General features: G+C 51.1%; 23 protein-coding genes and 1 pseudogene. 10 read left to right on the top strand and 14 right to left on the bottom strand.

All coding sequences use genetic code 11. The features are described from left to right. Positions 1-513 carry an acyloxyacyl hydrolase gene (locus tag FHR99_RS15365; protein WP_343067632.1) on the top strand — a complete coding sequence of 171 codons (513 nt, stop codon included), beginning with the start codon at positions 1-3 and terminating at the stop codon, positions 511-513. Here FHR99_RS15365 and FHR99_RS15360 read toward each other — a convergent pair. Continuing rightward, complete coding sequence (locus FHR99_RS15360) at positions 500-1,282, bottom strand: glutathione S-transferase family protein (protein ID WP_246386974.1); 783 nt, start codon at positions 1,280-1,282, stop codon at positions 500-502. The genes FHR99_RS15365 and FHR99_RS15360 overlap by 14 nt on opposite strands. Before the next feature lie 173 nt (positions 1,283-1,455). After that, positions 1,456-1,839, bottom strand: coding sequence for a RidA family protein (locus FHR99_RS15355; RefSeq protein ID WP_183411585.1), 384 nt, complete (start codon positions 1,837-1,839; stop codon positions 1,456-1,458). A 293-nt stretch (positions 1,840-2,132) separates the two neighbouring features. Between FHR99_RS15355 and FHR99_RS16515 the strand changes: the two genes are divergently transcribed. After that, positions 2,133-2,255 carry a hypothetical protein gene (locus FHR99_RS16515; protein WP_281388667.1) on the top strand — a complete coding sequence of 41 codons (123 nt, stop codon included), beginning with the start codon at positions 2,133-2,135 and terminating at the stop codon, positions 2,253-2,255. Here FHR99_RS16515 and spoT read toward each other — a convergent pair whose 3' ends face one another. The 6 genes and pseudogenes from spoT to FHR99_RS15325 form a co-directional block, all read right to left on the bottom strand. Next, positions 2,256-4,424 carry a bifunctional GTP diphosphokinase/guanosine-3',5'-bis pyrophosphate 3'-pyrophosphohydrolase gene (gene spoT, locus FHR99_RS15350; protein WP_183411584.1) on the bottom strand — a complete coding sequence of 723 codons (2,169 nt, stop codon included), beginning with the start codon at positions 4,422-4,424 and terminating at the stop codon, positions 2,256-2,258. A gap of 20 nt (positions 4,425-4,444) precedes the next feature. Further along, a complete protein-coding gene (gene rpoZ, locus FHR99_RS15345; RefSeq protein ID WP_183411583.1) occupies positions 4,445-4,708 on the bottom strand; it encodes a DNA-directed RNA polymerase subunit omega in 264 nt (87 codons plus the stop codon). 116 nt (positions 4,709-4,824) lie between these two features. After that, a complete protein-coding gene (gene gmk, locus FHR99_RS15340; RefSeq protein WP_183411582.1) occupies positions 4,825-5,457 on the bottom strand; it encodes a guanylate kinase in 633 nt (210 codons plus the stop codon). Positions 5,458-5,598: 141 nt separating this feature from the next. Continuing rightward, positions 5,599-5,898: pseudogene (locus tag FHR99_RS15335) on the bottom strand (helix-turn-helix domain-containing protein); the annotation flags it as partial. Position 5,899: 1 nt separating this feature from the next. Then, complete coding sequence (locus FHR99_RS15330) at positions 5,900-7,231, bottom strand: type II toxin-antitoxin system HipA family toxin (protein WP_183411580.1); 1,332 nt, start codon at positions 7,229-7,231, stop codon at positions 5,900-5,902. A gap of 105 nt (positions 7,232-7,336) precedes the next feature. After that, the gene (locus FHR99_RS15325; protein WP_343067631.1) at positions 7,337-8,206 is read right to left on the bottom strand and encodes a YicC/YloC family endoribonuclease; all 870 of its coding nucleotides are present in this window, start codon (positions 8,204-8,206) and stop codon (positions 7,337-7,339) included. A gap of 152 nt (positions 8,207-8,358) precedes the next feature. Here FHR99_RS15325 and rph point away from each other — a divergent pair, with 152 nt between their 5' ends. Beyond that, positions 8,359-9,084: a ribonuclease PH gene (gene rph / locus FHR99_RS15320; protein ID WP_183411579.1), complete on the top strand. Its 726-nt coding sequence runs from the start codon at positions 8,359-8,361 to the stop codon at positions 9,082-9,084. A 280-nt stretch (positions 9,085-9,364) separates the two neighbouring features. On the opposite strand, the gene rpoH is transcribed toward rph, so the two are convergent. From rpoH to FHR99_RS15290, 6 genes are all read right to left on the bottom strand, one after another. Then, positions 9,365-10,216: an RNA polymerase sigma factor RpoH gene (rpoH, locus tag FHR99_RS15315; RefSeq protein ID WP_183411578.1), complete on the bottom strand. Its 852-nt coding sequence runs from the start codon at positions 10,214-10,216 to the stop codon at positions 9,365-9,367. A gap of 150 nt (positions 10,217-10,366) precedes the next feature. Then, positions 10,367-11,383, bottom strand: coding sequence for a permease-like cell division protein FtsX (gene ftsX, locus FHR99_RS15310; protein WP_183411577.1), 1,017 nt, complete (start codon positions 11,381-11,383; stop codon positions 10,367-10,369). Beyond that, complete coding sequence (gene ftsE, locus FHR99_RS15305) at positions 11,380-12,051, bottom strand: cell division ATP-binding protein FtsE (protein ID WP_183411576.1); 672 nt, start codon at positions 12,049-12,051, stop codon at positions 11,380-11,382. Before ftsE ends, ftsX begins: the two co-directional genes overlap by 4 nt. Before the next feature lie 315 nt (positions 12,052-12,366). Then, complete coding sequence (gene ftsY / locus FHR99_RS15300; protein WP_425488639.1) at positions 12,367-13,506, bottom strand: signal recognition particle-docking protein FtsY; 1,140 nt, start codon at positions 13,504-13,506, stop codon at positions 12,367-12,369. A gap of 98 nt (positions 13,507-13,604) precedes the next feature. Then, positions 13,605-14,267 carry a nucleotidyl transferase AbiEii/AbiGii toxin family protein gene (locus FHR99_RS15295; RefSeq protein ID WP_246386968.1) on the bottom strand — a complete coding sequence of 221 codons (663 nt, stop codon included), beginning with the start codon at positions 14,265-14,267 and terminating at the stop codon, positions 13,605-13,607. Positions 14,268-14,292: 25 nt separating this feature from the next. Next, the gene (locus tag FHR99_RS15290; protein WP_183411574.1) at positions 14,293-14,760 is read right to left on the bottom strand and encodes a helix-turn-helix domain-containing protein; all 468 of its coding nucleotides are present in this window, start codon (positions 14,758-14,760) and stop codon (positions 14,293-14,295) included. 576 nt (positions 14,761-15,336) lie between these two features. Here FHR99_RS15290 and FHR99_RS15285 point away from each other — a divergent pair. From FHR99_RS15285 to FHR99_RS15255, 7 genes are all read left to right on the top strand, one after another. After that, on the top strand, positions 15,337-16,728 hold the full coding sequence (locus tag FHR99_RS15285) for an undecaprenyl-phosphate glucose phosphotransferase (RefSeq protein ID WP_183411573.1): 1,392 nt from the start codon (positions 15,337-15,339) through the stop codon (positions 16,726-16,728). Positions 16,729-16,873: 145 nt separating this feature from the next. Then, on the top strand, positions 16,874-18,271 hold the full coding sequence (locus tag FHR99_RS15280; RefSeq protein ID WP_183411572.1) for a hypothetical protein: 1,398 nt from the start codon (positions 16,874-16,876) through the stop codon (positions 18,269-18,271). Positions 18,272-18,603: 332 nt separating this feature from the next. Beyond that, positions 18,604-19,479 (top strand): sulfotransferase family protein, encoded by an 876-nt coding sequence (locus tag FHR99_RS15275; RefSeq protein ID WP_183411571.1) that lies wholly within the window; start codon positions 18,604-18,606, stop codon positions 19,477-19,479. 32 nt (positions 19,480-19,511) lie between these two features. After that, positions 19,512-20,612, top strand: coding sequence for a glycosyltransferase family 4 protein (locus FHR99_RS15270; RefSeq protein WP_183411570.1), 1,101 nt, complete (start codon positions 19,512-19,514; stop codon positions 20,610-20,612). Next, the gene (locus FHR99_RS15265) at positions 20,609-21,712 is read left to right on the top strand and encodes a DUF1972 domain-containing protein (protein ID WP_183411569.1); all 1,104 of its coding nucleotides are present in this window, start codon (positions 20,609-20,611) and stop codon (positions 21,710-21,712) included. The genes FHR99_RS15270 and FHR99_RS15265 overlap by 4 nt, the downstream gene beginning before the upstream one ends. A gap of 272 nt (positions 21,713-21,984) precedes the next feature. Further along, positions 21,985-23,235: a polysaccharide biosynthesis protein gene (locus tag FHR99_RS15260; protein ID WP_183411568.1), complete on the top strand. Its 1,251-nt coding sequence runs from the start codon at positions 21,985-21,987 to the stop codon at positions 23,233-23,235. Beyond that, on the top strand, positions 23,232-23,996 hold the full coding sequence (locus FHR99_RS15255) for a methyltransferase domain-containing protein (protein ID WP_183411567.1): 765 nt from the start codon (positions 23,232-23,234) through the stop codon (positions 23,994-23,996). The genes FHR99_RS15260 and FHR99_RS15255 overlap by 4 nt, the downstream gene beginning before the upstream one ends. Positions 23,997-24,132 lie beyond the last annotated feature (136 nt).

The following is a 24,132-nucleotide window of genomic DNA, read 5'->3' as shown; positions in this document are numbered from 1 at the left end:
GTGGCCCAGCGACCGACGCGCCTGCAATACCTCAAGCAGCACCACCGCGAACCCAAGTCGATAGCCGACATCGAACCCCTGCTCCATGATTCCTACCTGTCGGTGAACGCCGGTTTTGTCGGCATCTTCAATCGCTTCAGTGAAACCCTGCGCTATGGTATGGAGTACCGCTGGAAGCCATTAACCCGTTTTCAGCTTCGCCCCGCAGCCGGGGTGATTAGTGCGGAAAATGACGCTAGCTATGTCTTTCTGGGTGTACGCCGAGATTTTTTCGTAAGCGGACACTGGCTCTTCACCGGCAGCTTCGATGCCGGTTATTTTGAAGAACGAGACGAATTGAACCTGGGCCTGGAGCTGGAATTTCGAAGCGGGCTGGAAGTGGCCTACCAGTTCGACAACCGCTACCGGATTGGCGTAGCGCTATACCACCTGTCAAACGGTGGATTCGGTGAACGCAATCCGGGCACCGAATCCGTGGTCTTGAGTCTGACCGCGCCGATTACTTCGCGTTGACCTTCTTCAGGAATTCATCAAACTGCGCCTGCATGGCTGCATCCAGCTGCTGGCAGATGGGGTTTTGCGCCATGCGCTCATCCCAGGCTTTCAGCTCAGCATGGCCTTCAAACAGATCCCACTTCAGCACGGAGCCCGCACCAAGCTTGGCTACACCCAACGAATAGCGCAGCACAATGTCGGCCAGAGTCTGCTGCTCGCCCAACAAAAACGGTGAGTAGCTCGCCAGCGTATCGACGGCACGTAAGCCTTTGGTCATCACCTCGCGCACCTCTTTCTGCACGCCTTCACTGACTGGCGCTCCCGCCAATAGGGCCGGCAATAAACGGCGACCGGAGAGTTCGATATAGAGCTCGGAAACCTTCACCAGTTCGCGCACCTTGGCCTGCTCCCAAGCGCCTTCAGGCAACAGCGGTTTTTGCGGGAAGGTCGATTCAAGGTAATCGAGAATAACCGTGGTTTCGCAGAGAAAGCCCTGCTCGGTTTCGATGCAAGGCACCTTGCCCATGGGACTCTTGGCGAGATACTCGGCGCTCTGATCGGGGAACACGGTGATCTCTTCAAATTCCACGCCCTTTTCCAGCAGCGCGTGTTTGACCATATTGAAGTAATTGCTGACAGCAAAACCGTAGAGCTTGAGCATGGTAGTTCCCCCAGTGTGAGAAATGATTGAGCTTACGTCAGTCGCCAGAACATGGCGAGGCAGCGGAATGCAGATCGGGCTGGCATGGATGCACAAACCGCCGACTCCAGCGGCGCATCCCGTCATTGCGCACCCAAAGCGCTTCACCGGGCATGCCAAGAGCTTCTGTCACTGCGAGTCGCAAAATCGACGCGGCAATCGCTGGATGCAGGGCGCCACTTTCAGGAGATTGCTTCGTGCCTCGCAATGACGAAGTTCGCACGCGCAATGACGAAAAACGGCTACGCGATGACGACAAGTTACAGCCCCAGTATGACCTCAATCTCCACCTTCGCACCCTTCGGCAAGGCCGCCACCTGCACACAAGCACGGGCGGGGTAGGGCTCGGCAAAGTAACGCGTCATCACTTCATTCACCGACACAAAATCATTCAGATCGGTCAGGGAGATATTCACCTTCAGGGCATTATCGAGGGTGCCGCCGGCTTCAGCCGCCACGGCACTTAGATTTTTAAAAACCTGCTCTGCCTGTTCGGCGGCGGATTCGCCCACCATAGTCATGGTTTTCGGGTCGAGAGGGATTTGGCCGGACAGAAAAACGATATCACCGTATTTCACGGCTTGAGAATAGGGGCCGATAACTTGTGGCGCCTGATCGGTGGAAACAATAGATTTCTTGGACATGGAAACTCCGATAAATCAGCAAACTGAAAACGCGCATGGTATAGCAAAGTGCGACGGCTGGCTCGGCTTGACCTTTGCAGGCGGCTTCTCCGCACTCGCCTCACAATAATGACAGTCTAAAAACTAAAAACCTATCTGCCTTACTCGTCATTGCGCGTGCGAACTTCGTCATTGCGAGGCACGAAGCAATCTCCTGAAAGTGGCACCCTGCATCCAGCGATTGCCGCGTCGCGCTGAATGGTGAGGATATTTCTGATCAGTTCAATCCGGTCGACAACAGTTTTGGCGAGGCCTTGAGCCTGCCGTTGGCGGAAGGGGAAAATACGCTGGAATTGCAGGGCCAATTGGTCAGCGAGGACTGTGCGTCCGAAGGCGCGCTGACCCAACGCATCCGACTGCTGACTGCCAGCCGCTGATCAGTGACGCACCCGGGTCACTCTCAGGGTGGCCGGGATATGGCGGATCCGGCGCATGATATTGGCCAGATGAACCCGCGATTTCACCCCGATCAACAAGTGCACGGTCGTAATCTTTGAGGTGTCGTCCTCAACACTGATTTTCTCAATGCTGGCATCGGCGCCGTTCACCCGAGTCGCCAGTACCGCAATAATGCCGCGCTGCTTGCTCAACTCGACTTTAATCTCAACGGTAAAGTCATTTTCCGTGTCATCGGCCCAGGACAGGGGCACCACCTTCTCGGGCTTGCTGCGCAGCTCAATACTGTTGTGGCAGGTATCCGTGTGCACCACCACGCCCTTCTCTGAACTGAGCAGGCCAATAATCGGGTCGCCCGGAATCGGATAACAGCACTTGGCAAAGTTGACCAGAAAACCTTCGGTGCCGTTGATTACCATGGAGTGCTGCACCAGCGGTGCTTCCTGCTCCGGCTCGGCCGCCTTAGCACCACTCAGTAGTTGTCGGGCCGTCAGATAGGCTACCCGGTTGCCAAGACCTATCTCTTCAAGAATATTTTCAAACTTCTCACTGTCCGTCTGCTCCACCAGCTCATCGCGCTGGGCTTCCGGAATATCCTTGAGATGGCTGCCAAGCCCGGCGAGCGCCTTTTCCAACATGCGCTGCCCCAGCTCCACGGCCTCGGCCCGGCGCTGGTGCTTGAGAAAGTGACGAATGGTAGAACGCGCCTTGGCGGTCACCACAAAGTTGAGCCAGTTCGGATTGGGCTGGGCGCCCTGCGCGGTGATGACCTCAACGGTCTGACCGCTCTGCAGCACTTCAGACAAGGGGGCGAGACGCCGGTTAATACGGCAGGCCACACAGCTGTTGCCTACGTCCGAATGCACCGAATAGGCGAAATCCACCGCCGTGGCGCCGGCGGGCAATTCCAGAATCTCACCCTTGGGGGTAAACACGTAGATCTCGTCGGGAAAGAGATCGATTTTGACGTTCTCGATAAACTCCAGCGAGTTCCCCGCGCGCTGCTGCATTTCCAACAGGCCCTGTACCCACTGCCGGGCTCGAGCGTGACTGCTGCCCGACGTAGTCTCGCTGTCGGTTTTATACAGCCAGTGGGCGGCAATGCCGTTGTTGGCCATCTCTTCCATTTCTTCGGTGCGAATCTGTACCTCGATGGGTACACCGTTCAGACCGAACAGGCCGGTATGCAAGGACTGATAACCATTGGCCTTGGGAATGGCGATGTAATCCTTGAACTGCCCCGGCACCGGTTTGAACAGGCTGTGCACGCAGCCGAGCACCCGGTAGCAGTTGTCCACCGAGTCCACCACGATGCGGAAGGCGTAGAGATCCATGATCTCGTTGAAGGATTTTTTCTTGCTGCGCATCTTCTGATAGATGCTGTAGAGGTGCTTCTCGCGCCCCATCACACGGGCGCTGATGCCCTCTTCGGCGAGATAGTTTTCGATGCTTTCGCGAATATTCTCAACGATCTCCCGGCGATCCCCCCGCACCTGTTTTACCGCGCGTTTGATCCGCTCAGCGCGCATCGGGTGCATGGCGGTGAAACCGAGATCTTCAAATTCCAGGCGAATATTGTGCATACCCAGCCGCTGGGCGATGGGGGCGTAGATTTCCAGTGTCTCGCGGGCGATGCGGCGGCGTTTCTCCGGCTGCAGCACACCCAAGGTACGCATGTTGTGCAGGCGGTCCGCCAGCTTGACCAGGATCACGCGGATATCCTTGGCCATGGCCAGCGCCATTTTCTGGAAGTTCTCGGCCTGCTGCTCGGCCCGCGACTGAAACTCAATCCGGGTCAGCTTGGAAACGCCGTCAACCAATTCGGCCACGGTGGAGCCAAACTGGTTACCGAGGGTTTTCTTGGAGATCGCGGTGTCTTCAATCACGTCATGCAGCATGGCTGCCATCAGGCTCTGATGGTCCATATGCATTTCGGCAAGAATGGTGGCTACAGCAAGGGGGTGGGTAACGTAGGGCTCGCCGCTGCGGCGGCGCTGCCCTTCGTGGGCCTGTTCGGCGTAATAGTAGGCGCGCTGAACAAGGTTCACCTGCTCAGGCGACAGGTAATCCGCAAGAATAGTGGCTAGCGCGCCAATGGATCGTTCCGGTGGCTGACCGTTTTGGGCATGGAATATAGAGTACTGAAGCATTCCTCCCCTCAACAATCCACTCAGCCGATAGGATGGCTGTCCATTTCGCTGAGATCCAGCTCCGGCTCTTCACGCTCGATCTCGGCCGCCATCACCTCTTCTTTAGTGATCTTCTGCTCGGCCAGTTCACGCAGCGCCAATACGGTGGGCTTGTCGCCGTCTTCACTTACCAGCGGGTCTTTGCCGCCGGTGGCGATTGCGCGGGCGCGCTTGCTGGCAATCATCACCAGTTCAAAGCGGTTATCAACGTGCTCGAGGCAATCTTCAACAGTAATACGGGCCATGCGTAAATTCCTGAAAAACGGTTTTCTGAGAGTGCGTTGCGCCCTGCACTTCTACCAGACTCTAGTAAAAGCCAAGACCCCCGCCGAGCGCAAGTGTCAGCGGGCGGGCGAGTGTATCAAAATTGATCAGAGCGCGACAGTAGATCGGCCAACAAAGCCTGGTATTTCAATTGCTGGGAGGGCAGGCTGAGGCGCTGGCTGCGGATAATCGCCTGCAGATCGGCCAGCGCCACCTCAAAGTCATCGTTGATGACCAGATATTCTGCCTCGGCAAAGTGCGACATCTCATCCACCGCCGCCTGCATGCGGCGGGCAATCGTGTCTTCGTCGTCCTGACCACGACCGCGCAGGCGCTGCTGCAGAGTCTCGCTCGAGGGCGGCAGGATAAAAATGGAGCGCGTCGCGGGCATAATCCGGCGCACCTGCGCCGCGCCTTGCCAATCAATCTCCAGAATCACGTCAATGCCTTGCGCCAGCTGCTGGTTTACCCAAGCCTGGGAGGTGCCGTAGTAATTGTCGAACACCTGCGCGTGCTCAAGAAAGGACGCCTCCCCCAGCATCGACTGAAACTCTTCGACGCTGACAAAGTGATAGTCCACACCATCCACCTCGCCGGGGCGCTGTTTGCGGGTGGTGTGCGACACCGACACACAGATATTATCGGTGCGCTCCAGCAGGGCGTGAACCAGACTGGTTTTGCCGGCGCCGGAGGGCGCGGAGATGGTATAGAGGATGCCTTGGGATGCCATGTTCTTTTATGAATTCCGATTGAGCAGATAATGATAGCAGTTTCAGCGACGTACTTTTGATAGTGGTTTGCCGCTATCTTCGGTGAAAGTAGCGACGGTTTGTCGAGCCTCATTGTCCGATGCCTGCGCTGAGGATTCACTCAGAAAGGCACTGACTAGCTGGGGATGGGCAAGCACTAGCCCCGGCTTCAAACTGAAAGGTTTGAATACTCGCGTCAGTACCGCTTGCGTCGGGCTACCCGAATCACGCTCTATGTCAGACAAGGTTCGGCGACTGACGCCAACCAGCTCTGCATACTCCGTCTGATTAAAGCCCAGAACCTGCTTGCGCAGGGTGCGCAGCAGTTCCCCCTGCGTGCGCTCGCCTACAAGATGCTCGCGATACAGTGTAAGCAGGAGCGACTGTCGCTCCTGTGCGCTCAGTTTCAAATCAACGCCCAATTTATAGCAACTCCCAACGCTGCAGTTTCTGCTCTAGATAGCCAAAGCCAATCGACGGGAATTCCAGAATCCGCTCCGGTACGCCCCGCTCTTGAAGCCGCCCCTTCAAGCCGCGCAGTTTCTTGGCCATGTCGCGCAGTTCATTCATGAGCTTATCTGCGGGGCATAATGCGTCCAACTGTTGGGCAATCAAATCCCAGCGAAATTCGCCGCCTTCTTCGTAGGGAGCTCCCCAGCGCGTGCTTCGAATCACACCGTCCGGATCGGCCTTCATTGGCGCAAAATCGTAGATTGGCGCCAAGCGAATACCTTGCGCGGATTTCAGGAAAGCCGTATTGCGACCATGGTTGTCGGAATTACCGAACACGATATTCAAAAGATCACGCCGTACCCACTCACAAACAAAAGCCTGCTGATCAAACGATTCATCCAGTGCCGCAAGCCGCTCGCAGAGGTGCTCGAGCGCGTAAAAATGATTGAGGCTACTACTTGCCGGTTTTTCAAGAACCGAATAAACAGACTCCAGACCGAAACGCCGCCAGTGATCACCGCACCATTGCACGTCGAAGCGTGGTAACCAAAGCGATGGGTAGCGCTCGCCTTCTTCCAAGCGCATGCCTGCCGTATCAATCGTATTGACTCCGAGCGCTTCCAGCTCGGCGTAAAAATGAAACTCGGCTCGGAGAATATCGCAGTCATCCGCGCTGCGGCGGCCCCGCGGAAACTTCACCAGATAAAAGGTATCAGGGAGGTGGTGTTGATCCTGGAAGGTATCAATCCAGATCTCCCCCTCAGAGGAGCATCGCAGCAAGAGTTTGGGCGCCTCACCACCCGCGCCGGTTGCCCCGCCGCTGATGGCGCCCATCTGCTGGGCGTACTCGAGAAAATCCGTGTTGCGCTCAACCACATCTTCAACCGTGAATCGAAGCGTCGCCAAGGTTGAGCTTGGCACCGGTTCAGGGACAGACTCTTTAATACGCAGGTTGCCAACGGGCGCAATGGTTCCTTTTTCCAAGAGCAGCAATTCCTGCTCGGCGCGTCCGGCACCTTCAAGCCCGAGATGCGACAACCAAAATCGCCGAGCAGCCCCCATCGGCACAATGTCATCAAGAAATCGAAAGCCCGCTGCCGCTTCGTGCTCAACCATGAGTTGCACCGGAAGGTTGAGGCTACAGGCATGCTCGTCCCAGCTATCCAGCCAACTCAGAGCGTAATCAAGGTCGTAGCCCAAGCGCGACAGCCCCTGCAAACCCTGCGAGGGCTCAAGAATGGAAAAGGTGGCAGCATCCTGCCACTGGCCATCGACGAAGATCTGAAGGGTTAGTGGTCTCATAGAAACCAAGAGTGAGCGGTATTTCGCTCAAAAACAAGAGACAGAAAGCTTTATGAGCGTATTTTTGCTCAAAAATAAAGAAAATACGACAATCTGAGCAAAATATCATTCAATATTCTGGATCTGCTCGCGCATCTGCTCGATCAGCACTTTCAACTCCACCGCTGCCTGGGTGCTATCGGCCACCACCGCTTTTGAGGAGAGGGTATTGGCCTCGCGATTCAGCTCCTGCATCAGAAAATCGAGCTTGCGGCCGCAAGCGCCACCCTTGCTCAGAATGCGCTGGACCTCTTGCACGTGGGTATCGAGGCGATCCAGCTCTTCGGCCACATCGATTTTCTGCGCGAGCAGCGCGACTTCAGCTTCCAGGCGTTCCTCATTGAGCTGAACATTAAGACTTTCAAGACGCTGGGTCAGCTTGTCGCGCTGGGCCTGCACCAGTTGCGGCATTTCGCCTCTCAAAGTAGCAGTGATTTCGCTGATCTGGGCCAGGCGCTGCTCAATCATGACTTTCAGCTCGGCGCCCTCGCGTTCGCGACCCGCCTGCAGTTCTTTAAGCGCCTTGCCGAACAGTTGCTGCAGCGCTTGTTGTACCTCGTCGGCATCGGGCTGGGATTCACCCACCACACCGGGCCACTGCAGCACCCGCAGCGGATCGATAGGGGCACTCGAGGGCATCTTCGCCTGAATGGCTGCGGCTGCGGCAATCACCTGTTCTGCCAATGCCTGATTCACCTTCAGGCTTTCATTCGCTTGAGTCTGCATCTGCAGCCGCAGAGTCACTTCCACCTTGCCGCGCGAGAGCGCATTGCGCAGGCTGTCGCGAAGCGCCGGCTCCAAATGGCGCCACAATTCCGGCAATTTAAAGGTGAGATCGAGGTAGCGCTGGTTTACCGAACGGATTTCCCAAGAGGCGGTGCCCCAGGGCATTTCAGCGCGCTGATGGGCGAAGGCGGTCATGCTGCGAACAGGCAAGAGATGTCTCCGGCTGTGGTCAATGGGCCAACATTGTAACCCGTCCTTTCTCGGTGGAAAGTGGGGGATTACCATCACGGCCGGCAAAAATGCCGAAGCCGAGCTGGTATACTCCCCGGCCTCAATTGTGAATCAACTGCCAGGAGCAATTCATGTCTCGACCGAGCGGCCGCCAACCCGATCAATTGCGTGAAGTTATTATCACCCGCCGATTTACCTGCCACGCCGAAGGCTCGGTGCTGATAGAAATGGGCAACACCAAAGTGATCTGCACCGCCAGCGTAGACAATTCCGTACCGCCCTTTTTGCGCGGAAAGGGTCAGGGCTGGGTCACCGCCGAATACGGCATGCTGCCCCGCTCTACTGGCTCACGCATGAGCCGCGAAGCCGCTCGCGGCAAACAGAGCGGCCGAACTCAGGAAATTCAACGCCTGATTGGCCGCTCCCTGCGCGCCGCCGTGGATATGAACAAACTCGGCGAGAACACCATTCAAATAGACTGCGATGTCATTCAGGCCGATGGTGGCACTCGCACCGCATCGATCACCGGCGCCTATATCGCATTGGCCGACGCGATCGCCAGCATGCTCAAAGCCGGCACCATTAAAGAAAACCCCATCGTTCAGCAAATCGCCGCGATCAGTGTGGGCGTGTTTGAAGGCACCCCGGTGCTGGATCTGGATTACCCGGAAGACTCCAAAGCCGAAACCGACATGAATGTGGTGATGGGTTCGAACGGCGGCTTTATTGAGGTTCAGGGCACCGCTGAAGCGGCGCCGTTTGCGCGAACCGAGCTAAATGCCATGCTGGATCTGGCGGAAAAAGGGATTGGGGAATTGTTTGAGGAGCAGAGTAAGGCGTTGACGGTGGAGGTTTAAAACCTCTCCGTCATTGTGTTGCCCCCCCACTTGTCATTGCGAGGAGCAAAGCGACGCGGCAATCTCGTAATGCAAGGTGCCATGCTAAGGAGATTGCTTCGTACCTCGCAATGACAAGGGACGGGAAGCGTCATTGCGCACCCAAAGCGCTTCGCGGAGCTCTGTCATTGCGAGGAGCAACGCGACGCGGCAACCTCGTGATGCAGCGTACCACTATCGGGAGATTGCTTCACTACGTTCGCAATGACGAACAGTCCTCGCAATGACAAGAGTGCAACACTCAAGCCAGCATCGAGGCCTTAAGCTTCTTCATCGCATTTTGCTCAAGCTGACGAATCCGCTCTGCCGAAACACCATAACGCGCGGCCAGTTCATGCAGGGTTTCCTTGGAATCTTCATTTAACCAGCGGGCCTGCAGAATATCGCGACTGCGCTCATCCAGCTCACCCATGGCCACAGCCAGTCTTTCGTGGGTATCGCTTTCCCAGTCGGCAGATTCCAGCAACTGGGCCGGGTTGGCGCTGTGGTCTTCCAGGTACTGCACCGGCGCGGGCGAGGGGGAGTCGTCATCCACATCCACGTCAAAGCCCACATCCACTGCGGCCAAACGGCTTTCCATCTGGCGCACGTCTTTCACTTCGACGCCAAGATCTTTGGCAACGGCGGTGGCTTCATCATTGTTCAGCCAGGCCAGCTTTTTCTTGGCACCGCGCAGATTGAAGAACAGCTTACGTTGAGCTTTGGTGGTGGCGACTTTGACAATGCGCCAATTGCGCAGAATAAATTCGTGAATTTCGGCTTTGATCCAGTGCACCGCAAAGGACACCAGACGAACGCCTTTAGAGGGGTCGAAACGCTTAACGGCCTTCATCAGGCCCACATTGCCTTCCTGAATCAGGTCAGCCTGGGGCAGGCCATAACCGCTGTAGCTGCGGGCGATGTGCACCACAAAACGCAGGTGCGACATAACCAGCTCGCGAGCGGCTTCAAGATTTTGGTTGTAAAACAGGTCTTCCGCCAGCGCGCGCTCGCGCTCGGCGCTCAGCACCGGGATACTGCCAACCGACTGAATATACGCAGAAAGATCGCTACCCGGCACCAATTGGTGAATTGGCTGCAGTTGGGTTGCCATGTGCGCAGGTCCTCCAAAAAAGCGGTTAAAGCCCGAAACGGCCCTGAAGTTTAGCACTCGCGGAGTTAGAGTGCCAATAGCTAGAAAAGTTCAAAATGCGAGCTGTGGATAAACCGAAATTATCCTTAACTTTCAGTTAGCTAGCGCCACTTAGCGCGGCTCAATCCCGCTTAAATGCCGCCCCACCACCAGAAAGGCGCCCATCCAGCCCAATAAACCACTGGTGATCCAGAGCATCACCGTATTGCCAAAGCCCAACCCAATGAGCGAGTACTCACTTTCATAGAGCCCGGCCAGCGTGGAAACCGGCCCAGCCAAAATCAGCAGGCTGGCCTGCAGAATCACCCAGGCGGTAAGGCCGCCGCCAAGGCCGTACCAGAAACCGGTATAGAGAAAGGGGCGCCGCACAAAGGCATTGGTTCCGCCCACTAGCTTGACTACCACAATCTCATCGCGACGGGCTTCGATAGCCAGTTTGATGGTATTCCCAATCACCAGCAGCACGCCGAGCATCAAGAGAAAAGCCAAGGCCAGCGTGATGCGCTTCCCAATCTCCATCATGGCGTGCAGGCGCTGCACCCATTCCAGATCCAGCTTGGCCTGTGCCACTTCAGGTTTGGCGACCAATAACTCCAGCAGTTGCCGACTGGTTTCCGCCATCTGCTCACTCGCTTTTGGGGTGACCAGCACCACCGCCGGCAGCGGATTGCGACTCAGGGAATTGAGCACATCCCCATAGCCAGACATAACCCGAAACTCGTCCAAGGCTTCGCGGGACGAGCGATACTCCACCGCCTCGACACCCGCCTGACTTTTCAGGCTATTGGCAAAGCGCTGGGCATCGGCATCACTCAGCTTTTGATCCAGAAAAAGAGAAATTTTCGCAGTGCCATCCCAACCCCGGCCCAGTTGTTCAATATTGGCCAGCGCCACCAGCATCACCACAGGAAGCGCCAGCGCAATGCCGATCACCAGCACCGTCATGGCAGAGGATGCCGGCTCTTTTACCAACCGGCGCAGGGTCTGCCCTGCCACTAGCCGCTGATTGGCCCAATAACCCTGCCATTTCTCGCGCAGGCCAATAGGTTTAACGCTGGCACCCGTGCCGGGGGTTTTGGGTTCAGAAGGCTTGGATTTAACCGGTCGACGGGCGGCGTTGGCACTCATAAGGTAGACACCCCGCCATGCAAAATCTGACCTTCCTGCAGCGACATCACCCGGTAAGGCATGCGCGCAATCAATGATAGATCGTGGGTCGCTATCAATACCGTTACGCCCACCTGATTGAACTGTTCGAACAGATGCATAATCTCCGCAGAAAGTTGCGGATCAAGGTTACCGGTGGGCTCATCGGCCAGCAGGAGCTTGGGCTTATTAACCACCGCCCGGGCAATACCCACCCGCTGCTGCTCACCACCGGAGAGCGTCACCGGGCTCTTCTTTTCTTTATCCAGCAGGCCCACCTTATCCAGCGCCGCCCGCACCCGCCGCCCCACATCGCGCGGCTGAAAACCGGCGATAATCAGCGGCAGAGCCACGTTATCGAAGACAGTGCGATCAAATAGTAGCTGGTGATTTTGAAACACCACCCCGACTTCTCGGCGGTGCTGAGGGATCTTGCGCGACGACAGGCGATTTAGGTTTTTGCCATCCACAAACACCTGCCCGGAGGTAGGCCGCTCCATCATCATAATAAGCTTGAGTAGGGTGCTCTTACCCGCGCCGCTGTGGCCGGTGAGAAACACCATTTCGTTGTGATCCACCTGAAAACTCAGGTGATTCAGCGCCGAATGGCCGCCGGGGTAGCGCTTGCTGACATCGTCGAACTGGATCATGGAACAGCACAGTAATTATCGTTGGGGGCATTGTATAGCACCATCATCGCGAACGCAGCGCGTGGCACCGTCATTGCGAGCAACACGAAGCCATCTCGTTAAGCCCGCTGCCAACTCAAAGAGATCGCCACGTCGCTATGCTCCTCGCGATGACGACACTCTTCCGTCATTGCGAGCAACGCGAAGCAATCTCGTTAAGCCCCCTGCCAACTCAAAGAGATCGCCACGTCGCTGCGCGACTCGCGATGACGACACTCCCGTCATTCCATCCCCACCGCCCGTCATTGCGAGCAAAGCGAAGCAATCTCCCCCTGCCTACTCCGACCTCCGAGCAAACAACGCTTCCACAAATTCATCGGCCCGGAAGGGGCGCAGATCACCAATCCCCTCACCAATCCCGATAAAGCGAATGGGAATACCCAACTGCTGGCTAATGGCAAAGATAATGCCACCCTTGGCTGTACCGTCGAGCTTGGTGAGCGCAATACCACTCACACCCACCGCTTCCTGAAAATGCTTGGCCTGGGCCAGGGCGTTCTGCCCTGTGCCCGCATCCAGCACCAGCATCACCTCATGGGGCGCGGACTCGTCAATTTTCTTCATTACCCGAACAACCTTTTTGAGCTCTTCCATCAGGTTGTCTTTGTTGTGCAGGCGCCCGGCGGTATCGGCAATCAACACATCCACCTCACGGCTCTTGGCGGCCTGCAGGGCGTCATAAATCACCGAAGCCGAATCCGCCCCGGTATGCTGGGCCACCACAGGCACATTGTTACGCTCGCCCCACACCTGCAGCTGCTCCACCGCCGCCGCCCGGAAGGTATCCCCCGCCGCCAGCATCACGGATTTGCCCAGCACCTGCAGCTGCTTGGCCAGCTTGCCGATGGTGGTGGTTTTACCCACACCATTCACACCCACCATCAGAATCACATAAGGCTTATGCTCTTCGGCGATCACCAGCTCATTCTGTGAGGGTGCCAGCAGGTTGGTCAGCTCCGCCTGCAAGGCCTGATACAGGGCCTCGGAATCCGCCAACTGGTTGCGCTTAACCGCATCGGTGATGTTGTCGATAATGGTCTGGGTGGCCTCAATGCCGATATCCGCCATCAACAGCTGGGTTTCAATCTCTTCAAGCAGATCATCATCAATGGTCTTCTGACCCAGAATCAGATTACCCAGGCCCTGACCAATATTGCTGCCCGTTTGCTGCAAGCCCCGAGTAAGCCGCTCAAACAGACGCATTTTCTGCTCTTCAGTGAGCTCAACATGCTGCCACGGCGCCAGCTCGGCGTCTTCAATAAAGCCCTCAGCCGCCGCCAGATCTTCGCCGGCGCCGGTAAGGCCGTCTTTTAAACGGGAAAAGAAGGAGGGTTTCTGTTCGGAATCGCTCAAGGGGCTAAGATCCTGCCGGTTGAAAAGCGGGCATTCTATCACTTGCTGGCGGTGACAACCTATGCAATACCCTCAAGCCATCATCCACCCCGTCATGCGCCCACCCCACCCCGTCATTGCGAGCACAGCGAAGCAATCTCCCTGCCCACACTCCCAACTCCCTAGCCACGCACCACCCGCCGCAATGCCTTAATCCGCTCAAGCACCAAGGCTTTAGGCGCACTCACCGACAAAGCATTCATACACCTGTCCAGCCACCCGGAGCGATCAACCATTTTGTCGATCGCCTTATTCAGATCCTTCTCGATGGATTGCCCATAAGCCGCGCTCGCCTTCGTATAAGCCCTCGCCAATTCATGTCGAGAAGCGTTCAACATGGCAAGATCAATAATATCTCGGCTTAACACACCGTCATCCGCCCAGCGATCAGAGTTCGCAAGCAGCTTACTCGCAGCCAAATCACTCCCCGACAGAACTGGCACACCACAAATACCAGCATCCGCAGGATCAAAATCTATTCTCGCCTCGCGGACCAACTCCAGCTTTATGGCAACCTCGCCAGCTAATACACGGCAGCGCACCCCGTACTGATCCGCGCGCAGATCACGCTCCAACGCTATTGGCTGCACACCCTCTCGAGTAATCGGCGCCAGAGAACCTGCACTCCTGAGGCTACTGCGCAACTCCCCATAGCACCGTGCATCCGACACCAGAAAATCAATATCAACAGACTCACGAAACTCATCGCGCATTAAAACGATGGCGGTTCCGCCACCAAAGAAACATTGCATCTCGCGCAGCACATCACCGTCCAGCGAGAGCAAAATCTGGGCGATTCTCTGATGGTGCTCACGCCGAAACATTGAAATCACCAAATACGGCCTGCAGGGCATCTATGAGAGCCTGCTCCTCCGGAATAATCGACTCAGCATCCACATGCCGCCAATTGCGCTCATAAATAGAAAACACCTCAGCAGGGCTCAGCTGCTCCGTAGGCTGAATCTGCCAAGCCAGCTTCTGCAGCTGCGGATAGTTACTCACCAGAATAGTGAGCGGCAAAACAGGCTCCGCCTGAGATTCACGCTCACCCGCGCTCAACACCAGATCCAGCGCGTCACAGACCGCAAGGTAGGCCCCCAGAGTAACTGAAGGCTCCCCTTTCTCAACTCGAAAGACCGTCACCCGAGAAACTCCCGCCGCCTCAGCAAGCGTTGTAACCTTAACGCCGTGCAAAAGCCGCCGCTCACGCACAGCCTGACCTATCGACCGAGCGACAACAGCGGACCTGTCATTAATAGGCGGAGCCTTTGCGGGCATACAACCTCCATATTTGTTTCTCATTATAGACTTAAATTCCGCTTAATCAATAATGAGAAACATAAGCTTTCCGTCATTGCGAACGCAGTGAAGCAATCTCCACTCCCCGTCATTGCGCCCACCGCACCCCGTCATTGCGAGGCGCGCAGCAACGAAGCAATCTCCCCCCATCACACCCCCGTAACATTCCACCCCCATGCTCCCCACCTGCACAGGCCACCCAAACTTGGCCCAATACCTGCAGGAGTAGCTAATACAACTCGGTTAGGCACTCCAAGAGCGCTAGCACCGCACCAAATTAGACCAAATGGGGGAAATTCCGACTATTTTCAGGGCCGACAGCTTGGTTTTTGAGCAATTTTGGCTCAGAATCAATGGTCTTGCCGAACGCTCAAAACCAAAATTTAACTATTGACTCTCGCAGGTATTAAGCTAGCAAGTCACTCTCGGACAACCAAAGATAATGTGACGCAGCACACGGCCGCAGCCGTTGGGGTAATAAATTTGAACTCGCAACACTCACTTCTAATTTCGGGGGAACAAACCGCGACAGGTTTTATTCGCCAACACCACTCCATGTTAGTTGCCGCACACCAGCTGGCTGATGTATCACTGGTTTGGGGCCTGCTCGCCACCCTTATCTACGTTTCTCCTATCGACTGGACTGTTCCATATCAAATTGCAGCCTTTGCCAGCTCCGTACTGCTGCATATCGTCGCCAACAAGTACGGGCTATATCACTCATGGCGCGGGCAGTCGCTGTTCACTGAAGCCAAAACCGTTTTTACGGCATGGATTGTCGTACTCGGCACACTCTTGACTACCGCCTTTCTCTTCAGCGCTGGCGATCACTACGACAACATTGTGGTGGTCTCTTGGGCCATCGCTGTTCCTACTGCCATAAGCTTTTATCGTGTATCTGCGCGCATTTTATTACGGCAATTCCGCCTCATCGGCATCAACACTCGCACTATTGCCATTGTAGGCGCCAAAGAGCCTGGCGTAAGCCTTGCTCGAAGTGTACTTAACAGCCCATGGATGGGGCTCAATATTGAAGGATTTTATGACGACCGCGTAGACACAGGAACCCATCCTCTTCAATTCAAAGACGACAGCGAGGAAGCAAAGGCTTTAAAAGTGCTGGGCTCCACGAGAGAGCTGATCTCTCAAGCGCGCGCTGCCGCCTTTGACGACATCTACATCGCCTTGCCCATGAAGGAAGAAGAAACTATCAAAGCCTTAGTGGACGAACTCACGAACTCTCCCTGCTGCGTTCATATAGTGCCGGATATTTTTACATTTAACATGCTTAACGCCCGCAGCAGGGAAATTGGCGGACTGCCTGTCGTGAGTGTGTACAACTCACCTTTTGACTCTTTTGATGCTTTTATCAAGCGAGCAGAAGACCTGATTCTTGGCAGCACAATCTTGGTAGCAATCGTTATTCCAATGCTCTTTATAGCCGCGGCAGTAAAGCTCAGCTCGCCCGGCCCAGTCATATTCAAACAGCGCCGCTATGGCATTAACGGCGAAGAGATTGAAGTGTGGAAGTTTCGCTCAATGACCTGCTGTGACAATGGTGATGTAGTGGTTCAAGCCCAAAAGAACGACGAAAGAGTTACTAAGGTTGGAGCTTTCCTGCGAAAAACCTCGCTGGATGAACTACCCCAATTTATCAATGTACTGCAAGGCACCATGAGCATTGTTGGTCCAAGACCGCATGCCGTTGCTCATAATGAGCTGTATAGAGACCAAATCACGGGCTATATGCAACGCCACCTAGTAAAACCCGGAATAACAGGGTGGGCTCAGATTAATGGGTGGAGAGGAGAGACCGACAATCTTTACAAGATGGAAAAGCGCCTTGAGTTTGACATTTATTATATTACCAATTGGTCACTAGGCTTAGACTTAAAAGTAATAGTCCTCACCTTGGTTAAAGGATTTCATAACAAAGGAGCATACTAAAACAAAATTATGGAAGTAAACGCATAACGGGATATCAGCCTCCATGATCTAAATGTTTTATAGACCCAGCAGCGAAAGATAATTAGCTAGCGCTCAAACCCTCAGAACAAACCATATAAAAACACAGCAAACAAAGGCCGCACCATTGATCTCTGGTATTGCAATTTATCTTCTATTTTTTTTTGCTGCCGCGACAGTACTACTAACTGATTCTTTATATGCACACAGCTCAATTAGCAGCGTTGTTTTTTTTATAGCCTGCACGTTTATCGCTGGAACCGCAATCGCCCACAAAAACGCAAGGCAAGCATTTATCGTCCAACTTTTCGTCCTTTATTGGATGACATTTGCCTCGATGCCTCTGGCAAGCGCATCGCAAAGCTTTGTATTTGTTATAATTAGCAGCGGACTAGAAGATATATTCCTCGCGGCCACGCTTACTGCGGCGTCACTAAATAAGGGATTTTGGAAAGCTGCATCAGCTGAGTATTCTGCGATATTTCTAATTTTGGTGTTTTTGATTTATTTTGTTCGCGCTGGGGTTAGCATTGCTGCAATCGCGTCATTTAGAGAAATTTTTGTGCTAGTAGCCTTCTATCTCATAGGCAGAGCATTTTACTCATACAGCATCAACTCGGATTATGCGGCAAAAGTTATCACTGGCTTCATGTTAAGCCTAGCAATATTTGGAATTATAGAGAGGCTGTTTTGGAATTCACTATGGGGTTTATGGGGAGCAACAGACTACTTCCTAATTAAATTTCAAAATGCAAATTTTGCATTTTCGCTTAGAGATGAGCTGCCGCAGCATTGGTTTACCTACACCGGACAAGGGTTTACTCGAAGGTTAGTTTCAACTGTCGGCGACGCTACTGCTGCTGCCAGGGCAATGTCCGTTGGATTTATTTTGTCCATAATATATTTCGGGCCTAGAAAAAGTTGGAGCCTCCTATCATCTATTCTGCTTGCAATCGCAATCTTTCTAACTATTGGCCGCGGAGGCATGGTCTTAGCTGGCTTCGGGGTAGCTTTCTGGCTTATGCTAAAACATAAACTTCTTGGTTATATAGCCCTCTCTTTCTTAGCAATGGCGTTTATTCTCGCCAGTACGAGTGGGTCTCACTCTAGCAATTTTGAGCGTCACATGACCGGATTAACAAGAGGGCTTGAGTCCATACCTGCCAAGCCACTTGGCCACGGTCTAGGAACATCTGGCACTATGGCGATAATATACTCTTCAGGCCATAATGACGAAAGGGTTGAGGAAAGCTTAGTAGGCTCAATCGCCTTCCAAACTGGAGTCTTTGGACTATCAGCCTATTTTATTTTCTTTGGCTCGCTAATTAAACGTATTATACAAGTGGAACCTGTCGACACAAAAACAGCCAAGATGCGGATGGCATGCCTAGCTATGCTAAGCGGCATTCTATTCACTTCTTTTTTCGCGAGCTCAGCAATATCTCCCGTAGCCGCCGCCCCTGGATTGCTCCTAGCAGGCGTACTAATTTCTGAACACAACCTCCAAAAAACATACGCCACCTGAAAAAGAGTCGATACAGTCGACACCCCAATCCCTACTTATTTGAAGAAACCAGTCCACCTAAGATATATAGGCACCCCTAAATGGAAAAACTACAACAACGCTGCCAGAACTTTCTTAAATGGCTTTTTCAGCTTAACAAAATATGACTCCGGCAAGTTCTTAAAATAGACCTTCGAAGTATTAAGTGCGCACAAAGAACAAGCCTCCAGAGGAAGTAAAGCGGCATAAGGGTTTTCCCTCGAAAATGCTATAAAATAATAATTTTGAAGAACACGGGAAAATTATTTTGATGATCCGAGTATTACGAACTCAATTGAAAGACGGGAATACCATTGAGAAAATGTGACTTTTTCATAGTCGGCGCACCGAAATGCGGGACTACATCATTAGCAAAATATTTGGACTCACACCCCCAAATATGCATGAGTCGCCCAAAAGAGACTAACTACTTTAGCTATCAGTATATAGTCGCTCAAAACCTCTATTATGAGAAGCCATCGATAGTCACTGCCGAACAATACCAACAGGCTTTCTCTCATGCCACATGTAATTCTGTGCTTGGTGAAGGCAGCGTATCTTATTTATATTATGAAGGCGTAGCGCAACGCATTTATGCACACAACCCGAACGCAAAAATTATAATAAGTTTGCGAAACCCGGTTGACCGCGCTTTTTCTCACTACCTTATGGATAAACGCATTGGGCATATCTCTGCCACGATAGAGGAAGTATTCACAAAACCAGACATCTTTACAAAACACTACCAGCAGTACTTTCTTTTGGGCAGATATTATGAACAGATCAAGCGCTACATCGACACCTTCAGCGCAAATCAAGTAATGGTGATATGGGATCATCAGTTAAGAAATGACCACAAAAATACATTGGAGTTAATATGTGAATTTCTTGAGGTAGCCTCAAATGAAAATTTATACTCAGGAAAAGTGCATAACCAATATAAATCACCCAAAAATTCACTGATAGCCAAATTGTATGAATCTCAGTCCGCAAGAAATGCTGCTCGACTTCTTCCTGCCAAGACTCAAAGCTTCTTGAAGAAATCATTGTTCTCCTCGCAAGATAAGCCTTCCCTGTCAAATGATTTCCGAGCCAGGGTCGAGAACTACTATCAAAAAGACTTAGAAAAGCTTTCCCTACTTCTTTCGGATAAGCACCCTCTGACTTGGATTCACTCCCAGTGCGAATAGCTTTAATTGAGCCCGTTGGCGGGCACGGCGGCATGAACTACTACGACTGGTCACTTTCAAAGGGCCTTGAAAACGCTGGCGTTTCCGTGAGCTGGTTTACTTGTGATGCCACCTCGGAACTTAGCGAACGAAATATACTTGTATATAAAAATTTTAAGAATATCTACGGGTCCTCACCAAAGGCTCTACGAATTTATCGGTTTATTTCCGGCCTACTGGCGTCGCTATACCAAGCGAGAAAACAGAAAGTCTTTGCCGTACATTATCATTTTTTTGGCATTGGGCTTATGGAAGCGCTAATGGTTTCCCTAGCCAAACTGTTGCGCCATAAAATATGCATAACTCTTCATGATATAGAGAGTTTCTCCTATAAAGGAAGGCCTGCGTATTCAGCATTTTGCTTAAAAAAAATATCCAAAATTATTGTTCATAATAAATTCATGCACGATGAATTATTACGCTTTGCTTCGAAATTAAGAATAGCCATACCTGACATTCACGTAGTACAGCACGGCAACTACTTAGGCTCCGCCATATCTCTGTGTAAAACCGACGCCAAAGTCAAGCTTGGATTAGAACCAAACCAACCGGTCATTTTATTTTTTGGGCAAATAAAAGCTGTGAAAGGTTTAGACATATTGATAAAAGCATTCAAGGACGTTATCAACATCATTCCAAACGCAAAATTGGTTATTGCCGGAAAAGTCTGGAAAGATGATTTTTCTAAGTACGAAAATCTGATTCGAGATTACGGCATCATTGGAAATGTTTACCTAAACATCAACTATGTACCGGATGCTGAAGCTCATACTTATTACTCAGCAGCTGATGTTGTTGTATTGCCATACCGCAAGATCTATCAAAGCGGGGTTCTACTAATGTCGATGTCATATGGAGCCCCCCCCATTGCCTCTGATCTTGCGCCCATGGCAGAGATTATTACTGACGGTCAAAATGGATTTACCTTTAAGTCAGAAAGCCCTGACTCCCTTGCGGAAACCATAGTTAGATCACTTTCCGATCCAAACGCACTGAAATATATTTCCGCAAACGCCAAGAGCTTTGTGGCAGAGAATTTTGACTGGAACGTTATCGGAGAAAAAACTCGAAAAGTTTATCAGGAGATGACGTGAAAGAATTAATCATTCTTGGCATTAGAGGTCTACCCGCCCAACACGGCGGCTTTGAAACCTTCGCAGAACATCTTTGCAAGTATCTAATTGAACGAAACTGGGAAGTCATAGTTTATTGCCAAGAAGAAGGTGCCGGACCAATCTATGAAAGCGAATGGCAGAGAGCTCGCCGTATTCATATTCCGGTTAAAGGTAATAGGGCCTTTTCTACTATTGTTTTTGATCTTCGCTCTACCATTCATTCACTACGACATCGCGGCGTTTATCTAACGCTAGGCTACAACACAGCACTATTTAATGTACTGCACAGACTTTTCCGTAAGACCAACGTTATAAACATGGATGGCATAGAGTGGAAAAGACAAAAATGGGGCGCTGCAGCCAAAGTATGGTTTTGGATGAATGAGCGATTTGGCTGCTGGCTTGGCAACCAGTTAATAGCCGACCACCCAAAAATCGAGGATCACCTTGCGACCCGCGTCAGCCGGAAAAAAATTACTATGATTCCGTACGGCGGCGCTCAGGTCTCTACTGCTAGCGATGAAGCACTAACTAACTATTCGTTATCTCCTGAGGAGTATGCGATTGTCGTCGCACGCGCGGAACCTGAAAATTCCATTCTGGATATCGTACAAGGGTTCTCGACCAGTCGTCGCGGGAGAAAACTGGTTATTCTCGGCAACTACGACCGCTCCAACCCCTATCAGAATAAGGTAATGAAGGCTGCATCCAATGAGGTTATTTTTCTTGGCGCCATCTATGATACCGAAATTGTTAGTGCACTACGATTTCATGCGCGTGTTTATGTCCATGGCCATCAAGTTGGCGGCACAAACCCCTCGCTAGTTGAGGCACTTGGAGCGGGAAACGCAATAATAGCTCACGATAACCCTTTTAATCGCTGGGTAGCGAAAGATGGTGCGATCTACGCATCAGATGCGGCTGCGTTTTCCAAAGCATTCACTCAAATATTTGAAGATGACGAACTTTATCTGTCGCTAAAGCGCAATACTAGCTCAAACTTTCAGCATAATTTTAAATGGGGTGCTATTCTTGAAGATTACGAAAATCTGTTGGCAGAAATTTATCCTGACAATTAGTCATAGTTTTACGCGTTAGTCGCGGTACTGAGACCTATTGCAAGCCTCTATCCGTGCCACAGTATTTTAAAAATGGCCCCCGAACAACTTAAGCGGTTATACGTAGAAAAATTCGTTACGATAAAGGCAAATAGTAGACTGATCATACTCTGCCAAGCACTCGAGTTTTCCAGCCTGACAAACCACCGCAGAATGCCCCGAGGCAGTTTTTAAAGGCATCGTAAAAGCTTATACGAATAACTTCTGGTTGAAAATGCGGTAATTACAAGCACATGATCTCGATATATACAGAAGCTATAAGACTGTTTAAAGGCAGGCGGCTGCTACTTGATACGAAGCTTTTGTATTTGTACGAGCAAGCATCTTATTCACTTAGTAATTTTGTTTTTTTGTTTATGGTGGCAAGAAATCTTGGCGCAGAGGAGTTTGGTCGATTTTCTACGCTATATCTAATAATGATGCTTTTTGTAGCGCTTGAGACGTCGTTTATCCTCCAGTTTTATACAGTTAAAGCCGCAGTTAAAAAAAATATCATAGCTAGAACGCTGGTGCCGGGATTGCTCTTTTTTTTACCGTTGTGCTTGTTTACTGCATGTTATGTCTCTATTGATAGTGGGTATCTATTTTCAATATTATTTATTTTTCTTCTCATCTTTCGTTTTTTTAATGAATTTAATAGAAGAGTTTGCGTTATTTCCGGCGACATTGGAAAGCAGATCAGCATTAATTTTATCTCTTTGTTTGGATTAGTGTTATGCGTTTCTCTGACAGGAGTCACAAATTACTATTATGCGATTTATTTACTGGTGGCTGCGTATGGACTTACGACACTTTCTTATTTTCTAATTAATAACCAAAAATTTGAAGTCATATGGGACTGGAGTTATCAAATACACTCGCTTCGAATGATGTTTTCCGCAAACGGGTGGATGATTATAGTCGCGATTTTCGCTTATTTATCTGCTCAGTTTCTGCCTGTTATTTTGTCTGAGGTCGTATCACCAAAAGATGCTGGCTACTTAATGGCTCTATTGAGCTATTTGGGCCTTTCCCAAGTTATATTGCAGGCATTAAATATATATTACTTAAAAAAGTCAGCAGGGTTATTCGTCAAGATTAGCCGGCATGAAGGATGCTCCATAGCCAATAGCATAGGAAACAAAATGGCGATGACCATGATGGTAGCATTATTTCCGCTGGTGTTATTTTCAGAAAATTTCATCAGCCTACTATATGGCAGTGATTTTGAGATAAGCTTAAGTTCCGTCGTATTTGTTTATTTATATTTTGTTGTAATGTCAAAGTATCAGGGCTTCGCGAACTATCATAAGGTCTACATGAAAACGATATTGATTTTTTATTCAAGTTTATCTGCAATGATTGTTGTTTACTCTGCAGGCTTTAGTGTGTTTATGGATTTTGGGTATGAAGGAGCTTCTGCGCTTATTCTTATTGGCGCAATAACCAGCTACCTTGTATTGAAAGGATTAACCCTTATCGACTTGAAAAAGGTGAGAGCGTGAATAGCGTCAAAAGAATATATATAAGCGAGATCACAGCAGAATTGCCATATTACCCAATAAAATATGAAGGCAAATATATTAAAGACGAGGATCATTATTTTTCGATACACGCAAAAAGATATCTACATACTTATAACTTATTGTCAGACGTAATTAACAAGGGTGATTGTGTTCTTGATATCGGGGGTGAACCAGGACACATTACAAACATGATACGAAGAGACTTTTCTGAGTACGTCCATGTAGCAGGTCTTTGGCAGAACGCGTTAATCGATTCCAGATTTAAAGAATTGTCCATAAAAGCCTTCAACTGTGATATCGACAATGAATCTTTACCATTTAATGATGATTCATACGACGTTGTTACATTTTTCGAAGTAGTTGAACATATGGTAAATGTCCCACAGGTTCTCAGAGAAATACATAGGATTTTAAAACCTGGAGGCAGAGTGATACTGTCTACGCCTAACGCTGCAAAATTGAAAAACAGGATTAGAGCTGTATTTGGAAAAGGAATAGGCTGGCCGAATGTGAACCGGAATGAGAACGAAAGCGGACAAGGTTTTTTTGATCTGCCTTTTTATGCTAGACATTATAAGGAATACACGGCTAAAGAGCTTGACTATCTACTCGCTAACGCGGGCTTTCAGAGCGCTAAATTCATCTATAAAAATTCGTACGCAAAATCATATACACGAGCACTAAGTAAATTTAATTCAAGGTTTTCGGATACCATATTTTATCTTGGAACGAAAGCGTGACTTATCTGATTGAAGAAGTGAACTATAAATTGTAGTAATTCAGACTTGATCTGACAGCTACTGGTTTTTCGGAAGGTGCCTGTCAGGTCAGGTTCAATTTACGAACTTTTCCTTCCAGATTCTTTTGCCATCGTGA

Origin of the sequence: Litorivivens lipolytica (assembly GCF_014191715.1) — a bacterium.
Taxonomy (GTDB): domain Bacteria; phylum Pseudomonadota; class Gammaproteobacteria; order Pseudomonadales; family Spongiibacteraceae; genus Litorivivens; species Litorivivens lipolytica.
Note: the sequence above shows the minus strand (reverse complement) of the source record. Positions and strands in the feature narration are given on the sequence as shown.

Coding starts and splice junctions, on each gene's coding strand:
- gmk (WP_183411582.1), bottom strand. CDS start 5,457: ATGGCATCCCAAGGCATCCTCTATACCATCTCCGCGCCCTCCGGCGCC.
- FHR99_RS15270 (WP_183411570.1), top strand. CDS start 19,512: ATGAACTACTACGACTGGTCACTTTCAAAGGGCCTTGAAAACGCTGGC.
- ftsX (WP_183411577.1), bottom strand. CDS start 11,383: ATGAGTGCCAACGCCGCCCGTCGACCGGTTAAATCCAAGCCTTCTGAA.
- rpoZ (WP_183411583.1), bottom strand. CDS start 4,708: ATGGCCCGTATTACTGTTGAAGATTGCCTCGAGCACGTTGATAACCGC.
- ftsE (WP_183411576.1), bottom strand. CDS start 12,051: ATGATCCAGTTCGACGATGTCAGCAAGCGCTACCCCGGCGGCCATTCG.
- FHR99_RS15290 (WP_183411574.1), bottom strand. CDS start 14,760: ATGCCCGCAAAGGCTCCGCCTATTAATGACAGGTCCGCTGTTGTCGCT.
- rph (WP_183411579.1), top strand. CDS start 8,359: ATGTCTCGACCGAGCGGCCGCCAACCCGATCAATTGCGTGAAGTTATT.
- rpoH (WP_183411578.1), bottom strand. CDS start 10,216: ATGGCAACCCAACTGCAGCCAATTCACCAATTGGTGCCGGGTAGCGAT.
- FHR99_RS15355 (WP_183411585.1), bottom strand. CDS start 1,839: ATGTCCAAGAAATCTATTGTTTCCACCGATCAGGCGCCACAAGTTATC.
- FHR99_RS15260 (WP_183411568.1), top strand. CDS start 21,985: ATGATCTCGATATATACAGAAGCTATAAGACTGTTTAAAGGCAGGCGG.
- FHR99_RS15330 (WP_183411580.1), bottom strand. CDS start 7,231: ATGAGACCACTAACCCTTCAGATCTTCGTCGATGGCCAGTGGCAGGAT.
- spoT (WP_183411584.1), bottom strand. CDS start 4,424: ATGCTTCAGTACTCTATATTCCATGCCCAAAACGGTCAGCCACCGGAA.
- FHR99_RS15285 (WP_183411573.1), top strand. CDS start 15,337: ATGTTAGTTGCCGCACACCAGCTGGCTGATGTATCACTGGTTTGGGGC.
- FHR99_RS15360 (WP_246386974.1), bottom strand. CDS start 1,282: ATGACGGGATGCGCCGCTGGAGTCGGCGGTTTGTGCATCCATGCCAGC.